Origin of the sequence: Frankia sp. AiPs1 (assembly GCF_023716945.1) — a bacterium.
Taxonomy (GTDB): Bacteria; Actinomycetota; Actinomycetes; order Frankiales; family Frankiaceae; genus Frankia.
The window spans coordinates 21,626-43,149 of record NZ_JAMQQF010000010.1 but is presented as its reverse complement, the minus strand read 5'-3'; the positions used below and the strand labels follow the sequence as shown (position 1 = coordinate 43,149).

Here is a 21,524-nt window from a genome sequence, read left to right as displayed (position 1 = left end):
GTAGCGGACCCGGCGGGGGTGCGGGCCTGGGCTCGACCGCGGCACCGCCCGGCGTGGATGCCGACACCTGGCGTACCGCGCAGGCGGCCTGCTCATCGCTGGCGCCCACCGCCCCAGCGGCGGCCCAGGGGACAGCGGCCGCGAGCTGACCCACGCCAGATGGAAGTCCACGCCAAGTGGTGGTCCACGCGGTCAGCCGCTCGACGTCGGTCGACCCCCGATGCGCCGGCCCGACCGTGCGGGCACCCCGTGTTCCTGTCCGCATCCTCCCGGTGCGGTCCCCGACTCGTCCCTGGTCGGCAACGACCCCGACCGCCCGGCCCCGGCCTGCCCCGCACCGCCGCCCGCCTCACCCCCGACCGCCACCCCACCCCCAGCGACCACACCCCCAGCAGCTCCACTTCCAGCAGCTCCGCCCGCAGCAGCTCGGCCGCCGCCCGTTCGGCCGCCACCCGCTCCGGCTGCCGGCCCCGCGGCGGCCCGGGAACGGAGCAGCTCGGACATCTTCGCCGCCGGCAGCGGCACCGAGATCGCCTCGCCCTGAAGCAGGTCGCAGCCAAGATCGATCATCATCGCAAGCGTGCGATCGTCCTCGATTCCCTCGCCGACCACCCGTAGTCCGAGCCGGTGGCCCAGGTCGAGCACCGAGCGCACGATCGCGGCGTCGGGCAGGCTGCCGCGGGCATCCGTGACGAAACCCCTGTCGATCTTGACCTCGTCGAAGGGGAGCGCTTTGAGAATCTCCATCGAGCTGTAGCCGGTGCCGAAGTCGTCCAGGGACAGCGCCACGCCCTGCGTACGCAGCTCACTGAGCATCGTCGCCGCCCGGGTCGGCTGGGTGACCAGCGCACTCTCGGTGATCTCCAGGGTGAGAACGTCGCTGGCCAGGCCGTGGGCCGCCAGCGAACCGGCAACGACCTGGGGCAGGTCGTCGAGCACCAGCATCCGGGCGGAGAGGTTCACCGACACGGGCAGGTGCAGACCCTCGTCAGCCCAGGCGGCGCACTGGCGCAACGCTTCGTCGAGAACCCAGCGGGTCAGATCGGCGATCAGCGGCGAGCGTTCGGCGACGGGCAGGAACACGCCGGGCGCAAGCAGCCCCCTGGTGGGGTGGTGCCAGCGCAGCAGCGCCTCCGCGCCGACGATCCCACCCGAGCGTGCCGACTGCAGCGGCTGGTAGAACAGCAGCAGCTCGCCGCGGGTGATCGCGGTGCGCAACTGCGCGTACAGCGCGATCTCCTCGGGTCGCACGCCGGTGATGCCGGGATCCCACAGCCCGACGCTCTCTCCCACTCGCTTGGCCCGCAGCAGCGCCGAGTCGGCGCAGGTCAGCAGCCCGCTCATGGTGGTGCTGTCACGAGGGGTCACGGCGATCCCGACGGAGGCGTCCACCTCGACGTCGACACCACAGACCTGGAAGGGTCCCTGGATCTGGCGCAGAACGCGGCGTCCGAGCACCCGGCGCCGCTTCGTCTCCGCCGCGGTGGGCACCGGCAGAGGTGCTCCCGGGCGGCTGGCCGCCGCCGCGACGGTGGGTGGGACCGGCATTCCCCGGAAGACGAGGGCGAACTCGTCCCCCCCGGCCCGGCCGACGAAGGCCGGGATCGGTCTCAGCCCGGACAGCGTCCGCGCGATGATCTGCAGCAGCCGATCCCCGCCGACATGCCCGAGCGCATCGTTGATCTCGTGGAACCGGTTGATGTCGACGAGGACCAGGATCGCCTCCCGACCCTCCGCCTGGATCTCCGCCACGGCGCTCTGGCCGCGTTCGAGGGTGCCCGCCCGGTTGGCCAGGTTGGTGAGGGGGTCGGCGTGGCTTTGCAGCAGGCCCGCCCGGAACAGGCCCTTCACCACCGCTCCGGCCACGACCGTGCTGAGCACCGCCGACACGGGACCCGCGCTCTGGCCCAGGTCGCCGCCGGCCGCCACGCCCGCCACGAGCGCGCCGGCGATCATGACGATCATCAGGATCGCCGCGGGAGTCGCCACGAGGGCTACATACGCACATAGCGGAGGGAACCAGACCAGATACATGTCGGCGTCGCTGCCGGAGGGCGCCCCGGCGAGCGCGAGGGCGAGGGCTGCCGCCATCGTGGCGGCGGCGAACGGTGGAACCCAGCTCCAGCGTGGCCTCGCCACCAGCCCCAGCACGACGTTGCCCGCCGCGACCAGCAGGCCGGTCCAGCTCTCCCACCGCAGTTGGCCCGGCGAGCCGGGCAGGACGGCGGCGAGCAGGAACAGCGTGGCGGCGCCCGTCGGCGCGGCGACGAGGAACCGCCGACGGTCGGCGAACGTACGACCGCTGTGCACGAACCGCATCCCTCCCCGCCGTTACGGCCGGCCCGCAGCACGTGGCCCGGACCGCCGTTTCCGCCACGGTCCCCCGGCGGGCTATTCGGCTGGGTCGACATATCCGACGGAGAATTGCTGACCGCGGTGGCCTGGTGCCGAGGTCACCACCCGCGACGCTGACGAGTTCCAGGTCAGGCTTTCTTCAACATAGCCGGTGCGGCCCAGTGGCTAACATCCGCATCCGATACCTTCACCGCGGCCACGCGACTATGTCCGGACATAATCTGCCGCATGCCCGCGGAAATCCCGGCCGGAACGTATACAGACCATCGCCGCAGCGGCACCCGAGAGCGGGCGTTTCCGGCACTCAGTGGGCGGCGTCGTCCCAGGTCCGGCCGGTTCCGACACTGACGTCGAGGGGCACCGACATGGTGTAAGCCGACGTCATCTCGGCGCGGACCAGCGCCTCGACCGCGTCGTACTCGCCGGGAGCGATCTCCAGCACGAGTTCGTCGTGGACCTGGAGCAGCAGCCGAGAGGCGTGCCCGCCGGCCCGCAGCGCCCGGTCGACACCGAGCATGGCGATCTTGATGATGTCGGCGGCCGAGCCCTGAATCGGGGCGTTGAGGGCCATCCGTTCGGCCATCTGCCGGCGCTGGGCGTTGTCGCTGGTCAGGTCGGGCAGGTAGCGCCGCCGGCCGAGCATCGTCTCGGTGTAGCCGTCCCGGCGGGCCCGCTCGACCACGCCGCGCAGGAAGTCGCGCACCCCGCCGAACCGGCCGAAGTAGGCGTCCATGTGCTCGCGCGCCTCGTCGGGGGCGATCCCGAGCTGGCTGGCGAGGCCGAACGCCGACAGCCCGTACGCCAGGCCGTAGGACATCGCCTTGATGCGCCGCCGCAGCTCGGGGTCGACCTCGCTCACGGGTAGGCCGAACGCCTCCGCGGCGACGAAGGTGTGCAGGTCCTCGCCCGATCCGAACGCCTCGATGAGGCCCTCGTCGCCGGACAGGTGCGCCATGATCCGCATCTCGATCTGCGAGTAGTCGGCGGTGAGCAGGGTGTCGTAACCGGGGCCGACGACGAAGGCGCGCCTGATCTGGCGCCCCTCGGCGGTACGGATCGGGATGTTCTGCAGGTTCGGATCGGTGGACGACAGCCGGCCGGTGGCGGCGATCATCTGGTTGAACGTGGTGTGGATGCGGCCGGCATCGTCGATCATGGGCAGCAGCGAGTCGACGACGGTCTTGAGCCGGGCCACGTCCCGGTGGCGCAGCAGCACCGGCAGCAGCGGGTGGTCGGACTGGACCGCGAGCCAGGCCAGGGCGTCGGCGTCGGTGGTGTAGCCAGTCTTGATCTTCTTGGTCTTGGGCAGGCCGAGCTCGTCGAACAGGATCTGCTGGAGCTGCTTGGGGGAACCGAGGTTGAAGGTCCGGCCGACGATCTCGTGGGCCTGTGCGGCGACGGCCGTGACCTCGCCGCCGTAGTGCTTCTGCAGCTCGGTCAGATGATCCTCGTCGGCGGCGATGCCGGCCCGTTCCATCCCGGCGAGAACCGTGAGCAGCGGAAGTTCCATGTCCCGCAGCAGGACCGCGGCGGAGCGGCGGTCCAGGTCGCCGTCAAGCTCGTCGGCGAGCTCCAGGCAGGCGCGGGCCCGCACCGCGTCCGCGTGGGACTCCTCCGCCTCCCCGGAACCGTCGAGGGTGAGCTGGCCGTTGCCGGTCGGCTCGACGGCCAGGTCCCGATGCAGGTAACGGGCGACCAGGTCGGCCAGGTCGAACGAGCGCTGGCCGGGCAGGGCCAGGTAGGCGGCCAGCGCGGTGTCACTGGTGACGCCGGCCAGCGTCAGGCCCAGCTCCGCGAGAGCCAGCATCGGGCCCTTGATGTCGTGCGCCGCCTTCGGCTGGTGCGCATCGGCGAGCCAGCCACCGAGGGCCGCCAGGTCCGCCGGGGTGAGCTGGGTCGGGTCGAGCCAGGCCCCGGCGCCGTCGGCCGAGGCCAGCGCGAGCCCGGTCAGCACGCCCGTGCCCCGTCCCCAGGTTCCGCGGGCGTGCAGGCCGGTGCGGCCGACCCCGCGGGCATGCTCGTCGAGCCACCGGGTCACCTCGTCGGGACCGAGGGTGGTCAGCTCGACGTCGAAACCCTCCTCGACCGGCGGCGGGGCGGTGGCCAGGGCCGCGTAGAGGCGCTCACGCAGGACGCGGAACTGCAGCGTGTCGAACAACTGGTGGACGGCCTCGCGATCCCAGGGGCGCAGGCGCAGCTCGTCCGGGCCGACGGGAAGCGGGACATCGCGGGACAGCTCGGTCAGCGAGCGGTTACGGATGACCGACGCCAGATGGGTGCGCAGCGACGCCCCCGTCTTTCCGCCGATCTCGTCGGCCCGGTCCACCAGCTCGGCGAGGGACCCGAACTGCTGGATCCACTTGGTGGCGGTCTTCTCCCCCACTCCCGGCACGGAGGGCAGATTGTCGGACGGGTCGCCGCGCAGCGCCGCAAAATCCGGGTACTGCACCGGCGACAGGCCGTACTTCGCCTGCACCTCGTCCGGGGTGAACCGGGTCATGTCGGAGATGCCCTTACGGGTCATCAGGACCGTGACCCGCTCATTGACGAGCTGCAGGGCGTCCCGGTCGCCGGTGACAACCAGCACGTCCATCCCCACCGCGTCGCCCGCGGTCGCGAGAGTGGCAATCACGTCGTCGGCCTCGTAGCCGGCGGCGCTGACCCCCGGCACCGCGAGCGCATCGCACACCTGGTGGATGAGGCTGACCTGCCCGACGAAGTCGGCCGGGGTCTCCGAGCGGCCCGCCTTGTATTCGGCGTACTGGGTGTGGCGGAAGGTCGGCGTCGGCAGGTCCCAGGCGACGGCCACGTGGGTCGGCTTCTCGTCGCGCAGGACGTTGATGAGCATCGAGGTGAATCCGTACACCGCGTTGGTCGGCTGGCCGGTGGTGGTGGAGAAGTTCTCCACCGGCAACGCGTAGAAAGCGCGGTAGGCCAGCGAGTGCCCGTCCAGCAGCAGCAGCCGCGGGACCGCGGTCGCGGGCGCCGCCTTCTTCGCCGTGGCTGCCTTGGCCGCCTTGGCCGCCTTGGCCGCCTTGGCCGTCACGACCGGCTCCGCCCCAACCGGCTCCGTCTGAGCCTCCACGGCGGGCTCCGCGGGAGCGCTCGTCTCGGCGGCATCACCGGCTCCGGCAGCGAGGGCCACGCCAGTCGGGAACCCCGCCTCGGTAGACCCCGCCTCGGTGGACGCTGCCTCAGCGACGGATCTTGCTTGGACGGCGGATCCTGGCTCGGCGGCGGACGGAGCCGGCTGGTCGGCGGGCGAGTTCGACGTGGTGACGGACACGCGGCGAGTTTAGGCCGTGCGTCCGACAGTTTCGTCGCCTGTGGGCGGTCCGCCGCGGCAGGGGGCCACTGCGCGCCCGGACCACGCCGCCGGCCGCCGGCCGTTCTGCCGTCCATCCTGACGTCCGTCCATCCTGACGTCCGTCCATCCTGACGTCCGTCCTCAGCCGCCGGGGCCCGTCCGCCCTCGGTCGCGCCGCGAACTGCATGAGACTGATGGCCGTCTCATCGCCGGGAACCGTCATCAGCCGCCAGCAACTCGCGTGACCGCACCATGGCTCAGATGACGGGAGTGGCGTGCGTGGCGGTCTCCGGGGGCCTGCCCTCGTCGGGGGGTGAGGCCCGGCGCCGGGGGTTCGGCCACATCTGGTCGGCCCGCCGGCCGACGCGATCTGGTCGTCTAGGCTGGCGGTCATGACCGCTGCCGATGCCGCGCCCGCGGCCGACGACATCGCCGCGATCGAGGGCAGTCGTGGAGGCGCCGGAACGGAGGGCGGCACGCACCGGCACACCGAAGCCACCGGCACAACGGCTGACGTCCCAGGGGCTGGCCTCGCGGGGGCCAGCGTCGTGGCAGCCGACGCCGCGCGGCTCGCCGTGCAGATCAACGCCGCGCGCGGAGAGATCGAGCGGCGGATGGGCATCCTGCTCACCGAGGCGAGCCCCGAGCGGCTGGTCGCCACGATGCCCGTCGAGGGCAATCGGCAGCCCTACGGTCTCCTGCATGGCGGCGCCTCCGTGGTGCTCGCCGAGACGCTGGGCTCCGTCGGGGCGAACCTGGACGCGCCCCCCGGCTCGATGGCTGTCGGTATCGAGATCAGCGCCTCGCACCACCGGTCGGCCACCTCAGGCGTCGTCACCGCCGTCGCCACCCGCATCCGTGGCGGGCGCACCCTCGTCACCTACGACATCCGGATCACCGACGACGCCGGCCGCGTGACCTGCACCTGCCGCCTCACCTGCATGATCCGCGGCGGCCTGCCGGCCGGCGCAACCGAATCCGGCCCGGCCTGATCGGGATCGGCCCGCCACCGACTGACCGGGACACGAGGACGGACGCGAATCGCCCTGAGCCCAGTATCTCCCGGTTCTCCTGCCGCCGAAGAGGATGCCCGAACGGACACACCGGACCACTCCGATGCATTGACCAGATGCATGGACCGGCCTAATCTCATCGCCGGTGGCACCCGGGACGGGCGAGTAGACAACGCCCGGACGCGGGGAAGGTCCGGACGGCACCAAAGTCGATCCCGGGTGCCGCAACCTCGAAATCCCGGTCGCGCGAGTCCCCGACCGGGCCGATCTACCCTGGTTCCCCGGCCGCGGCCCAGCCGTTTCCCTTGGCTGACGGATCCTCCGGTCACGGCCCACGAGTAGGACGGCACCATCGCCCGAACAGCACCGCGGCCCGAACAGCACCGCGGCCGGGTCCGCCGCGTGACGCGGACGGACCCGGCGCAGGCCGAGCTGAACCGGAACCCCGCCGCGTGGGTCAGGGTTTGACGAGTGAATCGACCGGGCCGAGCACGGTCCGCTTACCGCCGCGGACCTCGTACAGGTAGACCGTCGAGCCCTCCACCTCGCCGTTCTTGCGGAACCGGATCTGCTTGGTGACACCGGGAACGTTCACGGAGCCGAACGCTCCCGCGACCGACTCCCGGGTGGCCCCGGCGCCGATCTTGCGCAGCACCTCGATGATCGCGTTGGTGGCGTCGTACGCCTCACCGGAATACGTGCCCGGCCGGATCCCGCTGTTGACCGTCCGGTATTCGGCGACGAATCCGGCCGCGGCGGGATCGCTGTTCGAATCCCCGCAGGCGCAGGTGAGCAGCGTGCCTTCGGCGTTGCCGACGCCGGCCTCTCGGATGAGCTGGTCGTCGTTGGCCCCGTCCCCGCTGACGATCTTCCCGGTGAAGCCCTTGCTGCGCAGCGCCTTGGTCAGCAGGGCAAGCTCCGAGTAGTAGCCGGAGTAGTAGAGCGCGTCCGGCTGCGCATCGATGATCTTCGTGGCCTGGGAGGTGTAGTCCTTCGTCGGGTTGATGCCGTCGTGGACGACCGTGACGTCGTGGGCGGTCAGCGCCTGCTCGAGTGCCCCGGACAGGCCGGTGCCGTACTCGCTGCGGTCGTCGAGCGAGTACACCTTCGTCGCCTTCAGCACCTTGGTCAGATACTCGGCCGCGGCCGCACCCTGGACCGTATCCGGGGCGATCACCCGGTAGAAGGTGAGGAAGCCGAGGTCGGTGAGCGCCGGGTTCGTCGCCGACGGGCTCACCGACAGCAGCCCTGCCTGGGAGTAGAGCGGCTCGCTCGACTTCGTCGCCCCGGAGAAGACCGGACCGACGACGGCGACAACGCCCGGATTGTCGAGGAGCTTCTGCGCGGCGGTCGGGCCCTGGTCGGGGTTGCCCTGGTCGTCCGAGGCGACCAACCGCAGCCGGAACGGCAGATCCTCGCGTCGATTGGCCAGGTCGACGGCGGTCAGCACGCCGTCGTAGGCGTTGATGCCAAGCTGCTGGTTGTCACCGGACAACGGCCCCTGGAAGCCGATGACGAACTCCTTCTTCGCGACCTCGGCGGTGGAGCCGCCGCACCCGCCGAGCGCGGCCACGGCCGCCAGCACCCCCGCGGCCCCGAGCACTGCCCATCGCCGTCCAGGACCGCTCATGACACGTCCTTCCGCAGCGCCTCGCTGCTGGTGTCGGCACCCCGGGCGCCGGAGTCCGCCAGAAATGTCGTCGAGGCAATCAAGTAACTGATCGACGACTTGTCGTGACGAAACCTAGCCTGCGATACCGACCAAGGAAAGCCCTTAGTGAGCGTGTCGTATCCTTGAGTAACTTCCCGGCGCGGATGCGGACGCAGGGCCGCGGGCCACACCCTGCAGCCCAGCACGACCGGCAGCGCCGACGGGACCGACCGGCCGGGTCAGGTCCAGGTCGTCAGGGCGACGAACCGGCCCCCGAGCACGGTGTAGAGGACGACGCTCGGCGTGCGCGTGTCCCCCCAGCGATCGAAGCCGACGGAGCCGGTGACGCCGGCGAACGAGCCGCGGGCGATCGCCGCCACGATGTCGTGCCGGGCAGCCGCATCGACGGCCGGACGGCCGGGCAGCACCGTCGCCGCCGCCCGAATGATCGTCCGGGCCGCGTCGTAGGCGTAGGCGGCCACCGCGGGAATGGCCTCGGCGCGACGCTGAGCGAGCTCGACGGCGGCGTCATGGGCCGCCTGCCGGCGCTGCGCTGCGGCCGTGTCGCCACCGTCGGCGCCGCTCCCGGCCGGGTCCCGCGCGGCCGGTCGACCCCCCTCATGCGGCGGCGTCGGCTGGCCGCCCTTCCCCCCGACCGCGACCGCTTCGTGAGTGCGGGTGTCGGGCGCAGTACGGGTGGCAGGCGGCATACGGGTGTCGGGCGGAGTGCGGGTGGCAGGCGGAGTGCGGGTGGCAGGCGGAGTGCGGGTGCCGGGCGTCGGGGTCGCTTCCTCGCGGTTGCGCTTGCTGGCGTCGGAGGCGTCGGTGCTCTCGGCGCCGCTCGGGGTCGTGCTGCCGTCGTCGCCCGCCGGACCACCGAACCGCTCGGAGTAGTCGGCGACGAAGGCACCGGCGGCCGGCAGCCTCGTCGGCGGGGCCAGCAAACTGGTGATCAGGTCCCCGTCCGCGGCCGACTTCGCGCTGTCGGTGTAGCGGCGTTGCAGCAGCGCGTCCGAGCCCATGACCTGGATCGACGCGCCCGCCTCGGCGAGCCGGGTGCGCAGCTTCCCGGCGAACGCCGCGCCGGTGGCGAGGTAGACCAGGTCGGGAGCCTCCTGCTCGATCGCCTCCGCGGTCGAGTCCAGCTCGGACCCGTCGGGGTCGTCCCCCTGGACCTGGTAGACCGAGGTGACCGTCGCCCCCAACGCGGCGGCGCGCACCGCGAACCGGCCGCCGAGCGTCGTGCCGTAGCGGGGTTCCCCGTCGACGACGGCGATGCGTCGGCGGCCGAGCGTCCGCACCGCGTACTCGGCGGCCACCCGCGCCTGCAGGTCGTCGGTGCCGGCGAGCCGGAAGTAGGTCGGGTAGGGGCGGCTGCGCGGATCGGTGCCGGCGCCGGTGAGCGTGGGGTCGGCGTTGGACGGGGAGACGACCGGGATGCCCTCGGCGCTCAGCGTGGGCAGGGCGACCTTGGCCACCAGCGAACTCAACGGCCCGACGACGCCGATCAGGCGGTCGTTGGCGGTGAAGGCGTCGGCGGCCTGGGCTCCCCCGTCCGGGCGGGACAGGTCGTCGCGGGTGGACAGCTCCAGGCGCCAGCCCGGGATTGCCCCCGACTCGTTGGCCTCCTCGACGGCGAGCGAGACAGCGTTGCGCACGCTCGCTCCGTCGGCGGACAGATCACCCGACAGCGGCGCCACGACGCCGAGGGTGGCCACCCGGGTCACGGGGACGTCGGCGCCGCCGTCGCCGCCGAGAACGGTGACCAGGACGAGCCCCAGCCCCGACGGCACGGCCAGGATCAGGGCGACGATCACGGCGAGGATCGCCCGACCGCGCCCGGTGCGCCACCGCGCCCGGGTCCACCGGCTGATCCGGCCGGCGACCGCCAGGAACGCGACCCGCGCATGGCCCACCCGGGCCCGCCACGGCCGCGCAGACCCCGGCGTCGCTCGCCGGTCGGCCTCGGTCGGCTCGGGCAGGGAGGCAGATCCGCCCGGCGGGACGGGCAGGGGGGCGCAGGCGCTCGCCGGGGCGGGCTCCGGAGCCTGGGGGGACGGCTGCGGCGCGTCCTCGGGGCCGGGGATCGGCGTTGATCCCGGCGCAGAGGCGTCGCTCACCCGGTCCCCGGCCGGTGGGTGGCCGGGGACGGCACGAACGGGGACGTCACGAGCCTGGCAGCGCCTCGCCCGACAGCACGGCCTCGGCGACGGCCCGCATCGTCCGGCGCTGGTTCATCGACGTCCGCTGGATCCAGCGGAAGGCGTCCGGCTCGGTCATGCTGTGCTCGGTCTGCAGCACACCCTTCGCCCGCTCGATGATCTTCCTGGCCTCGAGCCGGCCCTGCAGGTCCTCGACCTCGGCCTCCAGGCTCACGATCTCCGTGAACCGGCTCATCGCCATCTCGATCGTGGGCAGCAGGTCCTTCTTCTGGAACGGCTTGACGACGTAGGCCATGGCGCCGGCCTCGCGAGCCCGCTCGACCAGCTCCCGCTGGCTGAACGCGGTGAGGATGACCACGGGGGCGATGCGGTCCTTGGCGATCTTCGCGCCGGCCTCGATGCCGTCCATCCTGGGCATCTTCACGTCGAGGATGCACAGGTCGGGCCGGAGCTTGCCGGCGAGGTTGACGGCCATCTCGCCGTCGCCGGCCTCCCCGACGACCTCGTAGCCCTCCTCTTGCAGCATCTCCCTGAGGTCGAGCCGGATCAGCGCTTCGTCCTCGGCGATCAGAACCCGGCGCGGGTTCGAGGAGGGTTGGCTCATCGAGTCGTACTCCTGGTCTCGGAGGTGTGACCCTAGTGTGACAGGGCAGGGAGGTCAGATTGACATCCTGCCCGAGCAGAGGAGGGCGGGAGGTCGAAACGCACCCTACCCGGATAGAGTCGTGGACGAGACGTTCCGGACCGGATCGATCACGATCTCTTCGTCCAGCTCCGCCCGGTCGTCTCCGCAACGGCCCCGCCCGCTCGACCACGCTCCACCCGCCGGCCCCGGTACTCCAACGGCAGAGAGACGGTGCTCAAACCACCGACAGTGTGGGTTCGAATCCCACCCGGGGTACCAGATAGTCCATATTCGAACCCCGACCAAGATCGACACTGACGGACGGCCCACCAGGCCCACCGCCATGGAGATCATGGCCGGGGTTCGCGACGTTTTGGATCATGCGCCGCTGGAAATCGGCAGCCACGAGCGTGGCGTAGGGATCGCGGAGCGTAGCCCCCGTCACTGTCACGGCCTCATCTTCGTCGTCTATCAACAGCTTCTCGAAGAAGAACTGGTTGCTCATGCGCCGGACCTGCGGGCCGCCCTCGGCGTAGACCTCGGCGCTGTGACCCACCAGGGCCAAGCTTCGGATGAGTGTCTCCTCGATCCGCTCGTAGACCGTTTCGGCGGTAGCAACGACTCGCCTGGCCGCCTTCAGCTCGCCGGAGATCCTCTCCTGCTCCTCACGCGCCAGGTCCTCTGGAATGCTGCCACTCACCACGCCCCGTGCCAGCCGCCGCCGCTCCTCTGCCAGCTCGGCGACGCGCCGTCTGGCTCTGTCGATCTCCGGCGCTGCCCGCCTGCTCTGGCGGTCCAGCTCCTGCCGGATACCTTCCCGTATCTGATCTTGAACTTCCTCCGGGATGCGCACCGTGGTGTAGTAGCGCTCAACGGCCGCCTCAACCTCCGCGACCGGCCGGTACCGAGCAGTGCAGTTGGTCCGGCGTTGATGCCGCCCCAGGCAGAAGAAGTACATATATTTTCCTTTGGCGTTGGTGATGCACAACCGGCTGCCGCAAGCCGCACAAAACACCGACCCTTTGAGGTAGTGGTGGTGTATCCGCTGCTTTTCGCCCGATTGGTCGTGCGCCCGCAGCACTTCTTGGACGCGGGCAAACAGCTCCTCTGAGATCAGAGGCTGATGCCGCCCCTCATATTCCTCACCCTTGAAAATGACCTTGCCAATATAGTAGCGGTGGCTTAGCGTCCGGGCCACGATGGAAGGTGAAAGAGGTTTCGGAAAATTACTCCTCTGAGGAACTGCCGTCAGGCCTTTCGCCTCCAGCGCGTCCGTTAGACTGCGGATCGTCCACTCCCCCGTTGCATACATCTCAAAAGCCCATTGGATAAGCGGCGCGCGGTCCGGGTCCAGAATTACTATCGCAACCTCGCGCCCATCGATGCGCTGGCGAGTGTTGAGATATCCGACCGGAGCCTTACCAGGCGTGCCACCCATCTTGGCTTTTTGTGTCATGCCTTTCGTAGACTCAGTAGCCAGGTTCTTGGAATAGAACTCGGCGATTCCTGCCATAATAGCGTGCAGGAGTTGCCCGGCTGGTGTTTCATCGATGTTTTCTTTGACCGATACCAGTTGCGCTCCGGCCGAGTGAAGTTCAAAAAGGGTGTTGGCGTCATCCCGGCGGTTGCGGGCGAAGCGGTCCACCTTGTCCAAGATGACGTAATCAATGTCGCCCTCTGTGCGCACGAAGCGCAGCATTCTCTGAAACTCGGGCCGGTCGGCAGTCTTGGCTGACTCGCCTCGGTCCATAAAAATCTCAGCAACTTCCGCACCCAGGCTTTCTGCCTTGCGAATACAGGCTTCACGTTGGGCCGGGAGTGAGTAGCCATCTGGGTCGCTGTCGCGGTTTGCCTGCTTGAGCGTTGATACCCGCAGGTATATGACCGCCCGCTTACTCCGCGCCGTCTCCATCATCTCCGCCTCCGGTTCCGGTACAGCTCACCCATCGTGGTGCGCACCTGCGCCGCGAAACGCTCTTGGGCGGCGGCATCCTCGCTCACAGCGGCGGAATCGTCGGCGCTCACGAGCCGCACGCCCAACCGCTCTAACATCAGACGCACACCCCTGTTGTCGGTGACATTCCGTCCGATCCGGTCGAGCGACGAGACAATGACGAATGCGATATCCGCACTCTCGGCAATGCCAGAAAGCATCGCCCGCAGGCCCGGCCGGTCCCGAAACCTCCCGGAGCCACCCTGGTCGGCATAGACGTGCGCGACTCCAGCGCCTAACTCCTGCGCCTTGCGCTCGCAGGCTTCCCGCTGACGGGCGACGACTTCGGACCCCTCCGCTCGGGCGCTTCCCGAGCGCAGGTATATGACGGCCTTCTTCTGCGACGGTCGCGTCCCTTCATTGTTTACTGTTGCCACAGCGCACCTCCATTCCTTCTTATTTTTTGGGCCGTCATGGTTACTGGACCTCCTGACGGCAGCACATAGCAAACAGATCGGCTCTCGTTTTGGCCGAAATCCCGTTGCGGGGGCCATCCTATTTCATTTCTTGCCCGAAATCCCCGTTATTCTTCCAGGAATTCACGCCGGTATGAATGCCCGTTTTTTAGCTTTGCATAGCCACAAAATGCAGGTTGGTGGCCGGAAGAGGCGCAGGCATTCGCGTCTCTTCCGGCCGGTGGTGCAGCCAGATGGCTACCTCACTTCGTGCCCCGAGGGCTGGGCTTCGCCCCCTTGTCCGGCTCCAGGCCCGGCAGCGGCGTACCTTCCGGCCGCAGCAGTGCCTCTACCGCCTCGCGGGCCGCCGCGGCTTCGGCCTCAGCTTCGGCAATAATCGCCTGAGCCTTGGCCGCGAAGTCGGGCGCGGAGCGCTTGGCCTCGACGTAGAACTCGGCGGCGGCCAGCAGCGCCGCCCCCATGGTGGAGCCGTCCACCCGGACGATCAGCTCCAGCTGAGAATGCAGCGCATTCGGCAAGCGGACTGCGAGAGTTTTGTAACTCCCGGCCTTACTCGTCGGTTCCGTCATTGCGGGGTGCCTCCTCGGTGCGGGTGCGGCCGCTCATCCCTTTTAGATGAGACTTCGGCCGCACGACACCGGCGAGGTCCGCGCATTTCTGGTGTCACACCGGGCAGGCGGACGGCCCAGGCGATCCGCAGGCCTCCCTGATCCGCTTTTCGGCCAGCCGTACATAGTCCGGGTTCAGTTCGATGCCGATATAGTCGCGCCTGTTCTGGCAGGCCACCGCGCCCACGGTGCCGGTGCCAACGAACGGATCAAGCACCACACCCGGTACCGTGGGGGCTGCACAACCGCAGCGGATGAAGTCGCCGGGCTGGCGGACCATCGTGGCTTCCTGATCTTTCGCACTCCACCGTTGACGCACGGTGTACCGCCGTTTCCAACCCTGCCCGCAGGCGGTACAAACTGCTTCCGGGCAGGTCGCCAGCAGTGGACGACGGACTAGTCCCAGCGGAAACATGGCCGGATGATCACCCCGGTAGCTACTGGTTGCTACCTGCCAAACATCCCCAGGATTCTTCCCCAACGGGTGACCCGGCTGCCCCGCTGGCCGCTCACGGCGCAGGCCTTCGTTATTTGCCGCCAGCGGTCCCGCCCAGGTTGGTTTACCGTGGGCAGCTTTCCCGGCCGCCTTCCCGCCCCCGGAGCGATGTGGTTCCCGGATGGCGTTCAAATCGAACCAGTACCGTGGGCTACGGGTCAGGAAGTAGACGACCTCATACGTCAGGGTCAGCCGATCCGTAATAGAGCTGGGCATGGGATTCGTCTTATTCCATATAACCTTGTTCCTAACAAGCCACCCATCCGCCGCCAAAGCGATAACCAGCCGCTCCGGTGCCAGCAGCAGCCCTTTGGGTGGCGCGCCATATTTTTTATGCCGCGAGAAGCTGTCCCCAAGATTCAACCACACGCCGCCGGTTGGCTTGATCACCCGCGCCAGTTCCCGGAACACCGGCAGCAGGCCAGACACCCAGTCATCCACCGTGGCCTCAAGGCCGATCTGATCATCGTGACCGTAGTCACGTAGCGCGTAGTACGGCGGCGAAGTGATCACGCAGTCCACCGACTCCGGGGGCAGCTCCCGCAGGCGGGTAGCGGCGTCGCCCGTCAAAATGATGTTGCGAGGAAGGCCGCTCATTCGTCCGCCCCCTGCATCATCCGGCCCACGGCCTCGTCGAACGTGGCGACCGTGAACAGCTGCCAGGTATCCGCGGGAAGACGGCCCAGTACGGCCAGAAGCTGCCCCCGGCGAGCCTCATCCGGCACCAGCCACAGCACCCGGGGGAAGACCTCGCCCTCGCGGCCGGACTGCCAGTAGCGGACATACAGTTCCGCCTTCTTCTTGACGGTGGGCAGCGATTCGGTTGCTCTATCCGCCTCCACCATCCAGACGTCCTCCCAGCGGCCCAACCGCACCGTGACCCGGGCGTCGGGCTTCAGCACCACCCGTCCGCCACCGGGGCCGGGGAAGCCGCGCCAGCTGGCCGGTTCCGCCTGGAAGTCCGCTACTGCCAGCCTCCCGGCGGCTTCGGCTTCCCGCAGGGAGACGTACAGCTCCGCCACCGCCAAGGAGTGCGCCAGGAACAAGGAGCCAACCGGCCAGGGCCGCTGCCAGCGCGTCCGCTCTGGCGTCATCAGGCGCTGGCCCGCGACATCCAGCGTGTAGACGAAGCCCGCCGACCCGGCCCGCACTCCGCCAACTCGCCGGGGCAGCCGTCCCAGCAGCCGCCGGGCCACCATCGACGAGAGCACCCCTCGGGCCTGCCGCGCCGAAACGCCGGTCAGATGCAGCCGTACCAGCTGCGCGCCCGACGCCACCCGAACCCGAGCAACCGTTGCAACGATCTCCCGTTCCCGAGGCGTGATGGTGGCGTCCAGGGCGGCCACCTGACGTGCGGTCACGTAGCCCCGGCTCATGAATGCACCTCACGGATGAGCTGGGGAGTCGTCTGCACATTCGCGCTGGATACCGCACCCGGCCACGGCAAACGCGCACTTCCACTCAACGCGACCGGCACAGCGGCCGGAAGTCGCCCGCTCATTCGGTCACCTCCCGGCGGCCAACGCGCCCGGTAGGCCGCCGTCCCTCATGCCGTGCCCGGATCGCCGCTTCTACCTCGTCCCGGTCCCGGCCCCACCGCTCCCGCGAAGCCGCCCGCACCGCTGCGGCCTGGCCGCTGGCGGTAGACGGCGGCATCGTCATGCCGGTTGCTGGTGGGGCCACTCGCGCCCCAGCAGAGAGCGACACCACCACCTCATACGCGCCAAGGCCTTGCAGGTCCGAAGCTCCCAGATGTGGGCTCAGCTCCTTGGCAAGCCGCCCGGCGTCTGCGGACGCGGCCTGGAAGATCACCCGCGAGCGGGCGTTGGCGAGGATCGCTTCGCGAAGATCATTTGGCAGCTGCCCGAGGTGCTGGTGGGCCAGGGTGAGCCCCATGCCCAGCCCCCGGGCCTGCGCCAACACATCGGCCACGCCCATCGGGAGGTTCAAATAATCTTGGAATTCGTCGATGTACATGAAGGTCGTTGGCCGCCGGTCGGCGGGAATGGTACTGCGAGCCTGTACGGCTTGCCACACTCTCGCTACTACAAGTGACCCAACGAGGGCGGCGGCTTCCTCGCCCAGGACTCCCTTCGTCAGGGGGACGAGCACGATCCGCCGGTGGGCCAACGCCTCACCCAGGTCCAGCCGGGGCGAGGCCTGCCCCAAAACATTGCGTACCCGTCTCCTCATCAAGAATGCCCGCAATTTATTCATGACCGGGCCAATGGCTTGGGCACGTTCGGCGTCACTCCAGGCCTCATAGCTGGCCCAGAACGGGCCTAACGCCACCGGATCATCGACTTTTGCCACCAGCCGCCGCCGGAAGTTCGCGTTGGTCAAAATTAGCGGCACTTCGGTGAGCGTCATACCCGGCTCGGCGGCCAAGGTGAGCAGGGCGGCGTGCAAGATATCTTGGGTCCGGGGACCCCAAAACGCCTTATACAGTTGGTGGAAAATCCCCACGATCTGATCCGCCGCCAGCTCCGGCGCGCGGTGACTGCCAGATAGCAGATTCAGCCCCACCGGCCGCTCTTCGTCCGCCGGATCTAGGATCACGACCTGGTCGCGGCGGTTTTCTGGTACCCGGTCGAGGATGTCAGCAATAAGATCACCTTTGGGGTCCAGCACCACCACGCCCCGCCCAGCGTTCATATCCTGGGTAATCAAGTTCAAAAGCAGCGTGGACTTCCCGGTACCCGTCGGGCCGACAAGATGGAGGTGGCGAAGACTGTCCGTAACGGATAGGCCAAGGGGCCGCTCCGCGCCCGGGAAGGTGGACCGGGCTACAATCCGCGGTCCCATGGGAATGTCGCTCGACGGAGCCAGCTGGCGGGTTCCGCCCAGCCGCAGGCCGGGCAACATCACGTCTCCCAGGGGGAAGGCGATGAGCGCCGCCAGCTCCGAGGCATTGAGCACCAGCGGGAACGTCACCACCGGCAGACGGTGGGCGCTCATATTCCGGGCCACCCGCCGCCGCCCGAGCTGGCGGCGGTACAGGCTCACTCCCGGAGCGTGGGCGGTGTGCGTCGCCGCGTTCACCCGCCCGATGAGCTGCCCGGCCCGCCCCTGCGTCCGGGCCGTTGCCCCAATACGGCAGCTACTGACGAACATGGCCCCGGCCTGCTTGGCCCGCAGCTCCTTCACGGCTGCCCCATCGAGCACCGGACCGGACACCAGCCGCTCTACTACTTGCCCGATGAACCCGGCGGACCTCGGCCCGCTCTCCACCACTGGCCTCGGCGGCCGGGCAGGCATCACCGCCCATTGCATGACCACCCGCTCTCCGGTGGCCAGCGGTTGCAGGCTAGCCAAGATCGCCGTGGAGATCATCTCTGGGCGGCTCGTCTCCAGGGGGCGGCGCAGGCTGGACAGCCCAAGAGCCACCGCCCGCGTCGGCTCCGGTGGCTCGTAGTCGCGGTCTTCGGTCACCGCCACATCCGGCATCGCGGCCCGGATCGCGGCCAGCACCACCGCGCTGTCCACGCGGGGTATCAGCAGGTGATGGGCAATCCCCGCCACCGTCGCCGATGTCTCGATCATCACCCCGCGTACCGCCCACGCCCGCCGCCACCAGGGAGCCGCCAGTCCCGACAGGCCGGTAAGCATGGCCACCACCGCCAGCGGCTCCATCCCTCGGGGGAAGCGCAGGGCATAGACCACCAGGTCTCCACGCCAGCGGGCCTCTTCCCGCGTTCGCAGGACCAGGACACCGGAACTGGCCGCCAGGCCCAGGGCCACCGCCACCCAGGCCGTCCAAAAAATGAGGCTGCTATTCATCGGCTACCTCCTCCCGTGCTGAGGCGCCCGGCGTCGGCGGCTCCGGCTTCCGTCCCTGCTCCTGCATCTGGCGGGCCAGCGCGATCAGCGCCAGCACATATAAGCCGATCTCTGGTTTTTGCCGGGGCACCCCGGTTACATGAATTCGTCGAGCCATACACACCCTCCTTGCATGGTTAAGCAGCCGCGACCGCCACCGGGCCGCGTTGAAGAAACCCCGGAGCTATTCGGGAACCCTTGCGCTACGTGCTTAGTTATAGCTTGACGAACCGCTTACGTTCCGCAGGTAAATTCCTAATAATGCATGCGAATAAATACCGAACACCTGGAACAACTCACAGGTGATTCCGCCAGCGCATGACCACGACGGATACCAGCGCCATAACCAGCAGCGGGATAAGGGCGGGCAGGGCCGCCGAGACAAACCCGGCGGCCACCTTCACCCCGACACAGACCGCGACCAAGAGGGCCAGTGTTTCGGCGAGCTTTTTGGTCACTCGTCGGGCTCCATAGTCGGACGCTTCCGGCGGCGGCTGGCTCCCGCCCCGCACGACGGGCAGCGCGACGGCGAAACATGCAGGCAAAAGCCGCCCCCGCACTGGCGGCAGCACCAACCCTCCCGCACGGCGTGGGCCAGGGCCGAACCCACGAACCGCCTGGTCGCGGGGCCTTCCTCCCTCACACCGGCACCGGGATGATCTTCATCTTGGGGCTGGTGGGGTACCTCGTCAGCCTCGGCCACGACGCCCCCGGTACACCTCGGCTTGCTTGGAGAGCACCTTGGCCCGGGCGTTCGCCGCGGTGGCATAGAGCCTTACCCCAGCGTGCGCCACGATGTAGACGACTACTAGCGAGTGCATGGGTTCCAGCACCCACCACGCCAGCTTGATGACCAAAAGCACGCCCAGTGCTCCGGCCAGGCCTGCGGCCAGTCCCGCCACCGCCCCTTTAGCGGCTGCGCCGCCGGGAATCTTTACGGATTTCACGGGCTACCTCCAATCTGAGGAGTCGAGAAAGAACCACGATGAGCAACAAATGCAGGCGGTACGAGACCGCCTCTCGCAGATGGATACGCAGGAACGGCACGCGGTCCGTGATGGCGTACTGCGCCACGGCGATGAGCGAACCGGCCGCAAAGCTGGCAAGCAGCGAAATACCAAAGGCCCACCACGAGCCGGTGATGAAATCCATCATGGCCTGCGCCGCCGCAGTTCCCGCCAGGCCCGAGGAGCCATCCAGGCCGCCAGACCGAGGAAGTAGAGCACGGCCAGGACTTCGGCGATGTTCTCGGTCACGGCTCCGCGATCTCGCTAATAAAGTCCTCCAAGGCGGCCCTGGCCGCCGCCGCCAACGTCGTCACGATGGCCGTCAGCTCCGGCCGATTGCGGCACACCCGCTCCGCGAGCTCTTCACGGTCTGCGTGTATCTCATCCGCCAGCGCCCGCAGCCGCGCGAGCCGGGCCTCTTTATCCGTCGCCACCCTCAGCCCCGCGTCATGTAGCTGGCGAGAAGGTCGGTTAGGCCCAGGTGGTAGATCTCCTCCACCTTGCGCAAGGCCAGCTCCACCCCCGGCTTGCCTTCCGAAACCGCGCAGATGAAGGCGTCCGCCTGCACCATCTCCCGGGCGATGGCCCGGTACAGCTGTCCGCTCCCGGCCGCCCGCATCTGCGTGCGCCGGAGTGCCAGGTCTTCCGCCAGCCCGATAGCGCGGGCCCGGACGAGGGCTTCGCCGTCCACTTCTCGCAGGCGGCGCGTGACAGCGCGGCCTTGGACGGTGAAGCGGTCGAGGCCGGACGGGTGGTAGGGCTCTAGGTCTGACATCAGCTCTCCTGGTCATACAGACTCGGCAAGTTTCGGTGGCCGCCTTCATCGACGCGGTGGCCGCCCCTGTAAACTCAACCGGCCAGATGGCCCTACTGCTGGACGAGGTTTGGAAGCGTTGGACGACGATTGGAATCCAGACGTTGAAGACATCGCCAGGGCGCTACGGGGTCTGCTCGGATACGGTGCGAAGCCGAAAGCTTTGGAGGCCCTGGGTAGTGCAAGCCAAGAAGGAAAAGACGGAAAGCGCAAAAAATCCACGCTTGCAAGTCAGAAGAAACTAAAGGCCCTCTTAGATGAGGATGGGTATAACGACGGGCGCAAAATGCTCGCTAGGCTACGCGAAGGAATTAGCCATATAGACGAGCAGTTATCTCTGGCTGGTGTAGAGAACATTCTCCCACCTGATTTGGTACGTTGGGCAATCAGCGAGCTCCTTGGAACCGAACGCGCCTGGAATAATAGCACTATTGATCCAATTAACCCCCGCCCAGGACGCTACTATTTACCAGGCGAGCGTATTGCCGATAGACGCACTCGCGTGTTGAGTCGCCTCAGTTTTAGCGGAGGCAACTGGGAAGCCTGGCGCAAGTGTGACAATGAAATGATCTTGTTTCGTATGTTTGCCAAGAAGATTCTGCCAAAGACAATAAGTTTTGAGCAAGGGAGGCAACCGTACGACATCACTTTTGGGAAAACCCGGCTAGATCTCGACGGTACTGGTCACATCGAGCGGATTAGTATTGAACTGATGATCATATCGAGAGTTCCCGACCTCGAAGAAATTCGGCCTGCCTTCACGCCTCCGGGCGACACTCGAATGGTCTTGCGGCCATTGGACGGCTGCATGGTAAATGGCGGTTACCGGCCGATAAAATTCACCAACGGCGTGTTGCTGGCGGTTATGAACACCGGCGTGGGTGAGTCACGGACGCTTTCTTATGAACTACTCCGAACTTCCGGCACAAAGAAAAGTGGCGGCATTGGCTTCTTTCCTTTCGATCCAATTGACTGCGAGCTGTCGGTACGGATTAGCGCCAGGGGATTCGTCTTTTGTGTATTTCTTGATGTCGGCGAGGCAGTCGTTATTCCGGCTAACGCTTTCGGCTACCATACTATTAGGTCACATGGCCGTCCCGCTGTAATGTTCTGGCTCACGGCCGAGGGCATGCGCGCCATTTTGGAGAGCGGCAATATTGACATGAACGGTTCCGATGCAGCAATAATGCGGAATTTGATAAGCGAGACGCAGCGGATCGCTGGTGACATTTTGAAAAGTGGTCGAGCGAAGGAAAAT

General features: G+C 68.1%; 19 protein-coding genes and 1 tRNA gene. 3 read left to right on the top strand and 17 right to left on the bottom strand.

The genetic code is table 11. The features are described from left to right. Positions 1 to 192: 192 nt before the first annotated feature. A complete protein-coding gene (locus ND748_RS33745) occupies positions 193 to 2,310 on the bottom strand; it encodes a putative bifunctional diguanylate cyclase/phosphodiesterase (protein WP_374215826.1) in 2,118 nt (705 codons plus the stop codon). A gap of 349 nt (positions 2,311 to 2,659) precedes the next feature. After that, positions 2,660 to 5,314, bottom strand: a complete 2,655-nt coding sequence (polA, locus tag ND748_RS02935; RefSeq protein ID WP_251743846.1) for a DNA polymerase I — start codon at positions 5,312 to 5,314, stop codon at positions 2,660 to 2,662. 740 nt (positions 5,315 to 6,054) lie between these two features. Here polA and ND748_RS02930 point away from each other — a divergent pair. Continuing rightward, positions 6,055 to 6,654 (top strand): PaaI family thioesterase, encoded by a 600-nt coding sequence (locus ND748_RS02930; RefSeq protein WP_251743842.1) that lies wholly within the window; start codon positions 6,055 to 6,057, stop codon positions 6,652 to 6,654. Between the two features lie 478 nt (positions 6,655 to 7,132). Here ND748_RS02930 and ND748_RS02925 read toward each other — a convergent pair whose 3' ends face one another. From ND748_RS02925 to ND748_RS02915, 3 genes are all read right to left on the bottom strand, one after another. After that, on the bottom strand, positions 7,133 to 8,305 hold the full coding sequence (locus ND748_RS02925; RefSeq protein ID WP_251743841.1) for a branched-chain amino acid ABC transporter substrate-binding protein: 1,173 nt from the start codon (positions 8,303 to 8,305) through the stop codon (positions 7,133 to 7,135). Positions 8,306 to 8,565: 260 nt separating this feature from the next. Further along, positions 8,566 to 10,242, bottom strand: a complete 1,677-nt coding sequence (locus ND748_RS02920) for a branched-chain amino acid ABC transporter substrate-binding protein (protein ID WP_251743845.1) — start codon at positions 10,240 to 10,242, stop codon at positions 8,566 to 8,568. A 250-nt stretch (positions 10,243 to 10,492) separates the two neighbouring features. Further along, positions 10,493 to 11,092 carry an ANTAR domain-containing response regulator gene (locus ND748_RS02915; RefSeq protein WP_011605735.1) on the bottom strand — a complete coding sequence of 200 codons (600 nt, stop codon included), beginning with the start codon at positions 11,090 to 11,092 and terminating at the stop codon, positions 10,493 to 10,495. 224 nt (positions 11,093 to 11,316) lie between these two features. Between ND748_RS02915 and ND748_RS02910 the strand changes: the two genes are divergently transcribed. After that, a tRNA-Leu gene (locus ND748_RS02910) sits at positions 11,317 to 11,392 on the top strand. Here the strand turns inward: ND748_RS02910 and ND748_RS34905 are convergent. The 12 genes from ND748_RS34905 to ND748_RS02845 form a co-directional block, all read right to left on the bottom strand. Next, the gene (locus ND748_RS34905) at positions 11,349 to 13,025 is read right to left on the bottom strand and encodes a recombinase family protein (protein WP_374215827.1); all 1,677 of its coding nucleotides are present in this window, start codon (positions 13,023 to 13,025) and stop codon (positions 11,349 to 11,351) included. The genes ND748_RS02910 and ND748_RS34905 overlap by 44 nt on opposite strands. Further along, the gene (locus ND748_RS02895) at positions 13,025 to 13,483 is read right to left on the bottom strand and encodes a recombinase family protein (protein ID WP_251743838.1); all 459 of its coding nucleotides are present in this window, start codon (positions 13,481 to 13,483) and stop codon (positions 13,025 to 13,027) included. Before ND748_RS02895 ends, ND748_RS34905 begins: the two co-directional genes overlap by 1 nt. A 281-nt stretch (positions 13,484 to 13,764) precedes the next feature. Continuing rightward, positions 13,765 to 14,091 carry a hypothetical protein gene (locus tag ND748_RS02890; RefSeq protein ID WP_251743837.1) on the bottom strand — a complete coding sequence of 109 codons (327 nt, stop codon included), beginning with the start codon at positions 14,089 to 14,091 and terminating at the stop codon, positions 13,765 to 13,767. A gap of 94 nt (positions 14,092 to 14,185) precedes the next feature. Next, positions 14,186 to 15,223 (bottom strand): site-specific DNA-methyltransferase, encoded by a 1,038-nt coding sequence (locus ND748_RS02885; RefSeq protein ID WP_251743836.1) that lies wholly within the window; start codon positions 15,221 to 15,223, stop codon positions 14,186 to 14,188. Further along, positions 15,220 to 16,002 carry a replication-relaxation family protein gene (locus ND748_RS02880; RefSeq protein ID WP_251743835.1) on the bottom strand — a complete coding sequence of 261 codons (783 nt, stop codon included), beginning with the start codon at positions 16,000 to 16,002 and terminating at the stop codon, positions 15,220 to 15,222. Before ND748_RS02880 ends, ND748_RS02885 begins: the two co-directional genes overlap by 4 nt. 121 nt (positions 16,003 to 16,123) lie before the next feature. After that, complete coding sequence (locus ND748_RS02875) at positions 16,124 to 18,406, bottom strand: type IV secretion system DNA-binding domain-containing protein (protein WP_251743834.1); 2,283 nt, start codon at positions 18,404 to 18,406, stop codon at positions 16,124 to 16,126. Continuing rightward, positions 18,399 to 18,563: a hypothetical protein gene (locus ND748_RS02870; protein ID WP_251743833.1), complete on the bottom strand. Its 165-nt coding sequence runs from the start codon at positions 18,561 to 18,563 to the stop codon at positions 18,399 to 18,401. The genes ND748_RS02875 and ND748_RS02870 overlap by 8 nt, the downstream gene beginning before the upstream one ends. Positions 18,564 to 18,741: 178 nt before the next feature. Continuing rightward, entirely contained in the window at positions 18,742 to 18,903 is a 162-nt protein-coding gene (locus ND748_RS02865; protein WP_251743832.1) for a hypothetical protein, read from the bottom strand. A 231-nt stretch (positions 18,904 to 19,134) separates the two neighbouring features. Continuing rightward, positions 19,135 to 19,308, bottom strand: coding sequence for a hypothetical protein (locus ND748_RS02860; RefSeq protein WP_251743831.1), 174 nt, complete (start codon positions 19,306 to 19,308; stop codon positions 19,135 to 19,137). Between the two features lie 46 nt (positions 19,309 to 19,354). After that, entirely contained in the window at positions 19,355 to 19,597 is a 243-nt protein-coding gene (locus ND748_RS02855; protein ID WP_251743830.1) for a hypothetical protein, read from the bottom strand. Between the two features lie 100 nt (positions 19,598 to 19,697). Beyond that, positions 19,698 to 19,886 carry a hypothetical protein gene (locus ND748_RS02850; RefSeq protein WP_251743829.1) on the bottom strand — a complete coding sequence of 63 codons (189 nt, stop codon included), beginning with the start codon at positions 19,884 to 19,886 and terminating at the stop codon, positions 19,698 to 19,700. A gap of 2 nt (positions 19,887 to 19,888) precedes the next feature. Further along, positions 19,889 to 20,227 carry a hypothetical protein gene (locus tag ND748_RS02845; RefSeq protein ID WP_251743828.1) on the bottom strand — a complete coding sequence of 113 codons (339 nt, stop codon included), beginning with the start codon at positions 20,225 to 20,227 and terminating at the stop codon, positions 19,889 to 19,891. Between the two features lie 118 nt (positions 20,228 to 20,345). Between ND748_RS02845 and ND748_RS02840 the strand changes: the two genes are divergently transcribed. Continuing rightward, positions 20,346 to 21,524: hypothetical protein (locus tag ND748_RS02840; protein ID WP_251743827.1), on the top strand; the 1,179-nt coding region annotated here is incomplete at its 3' end.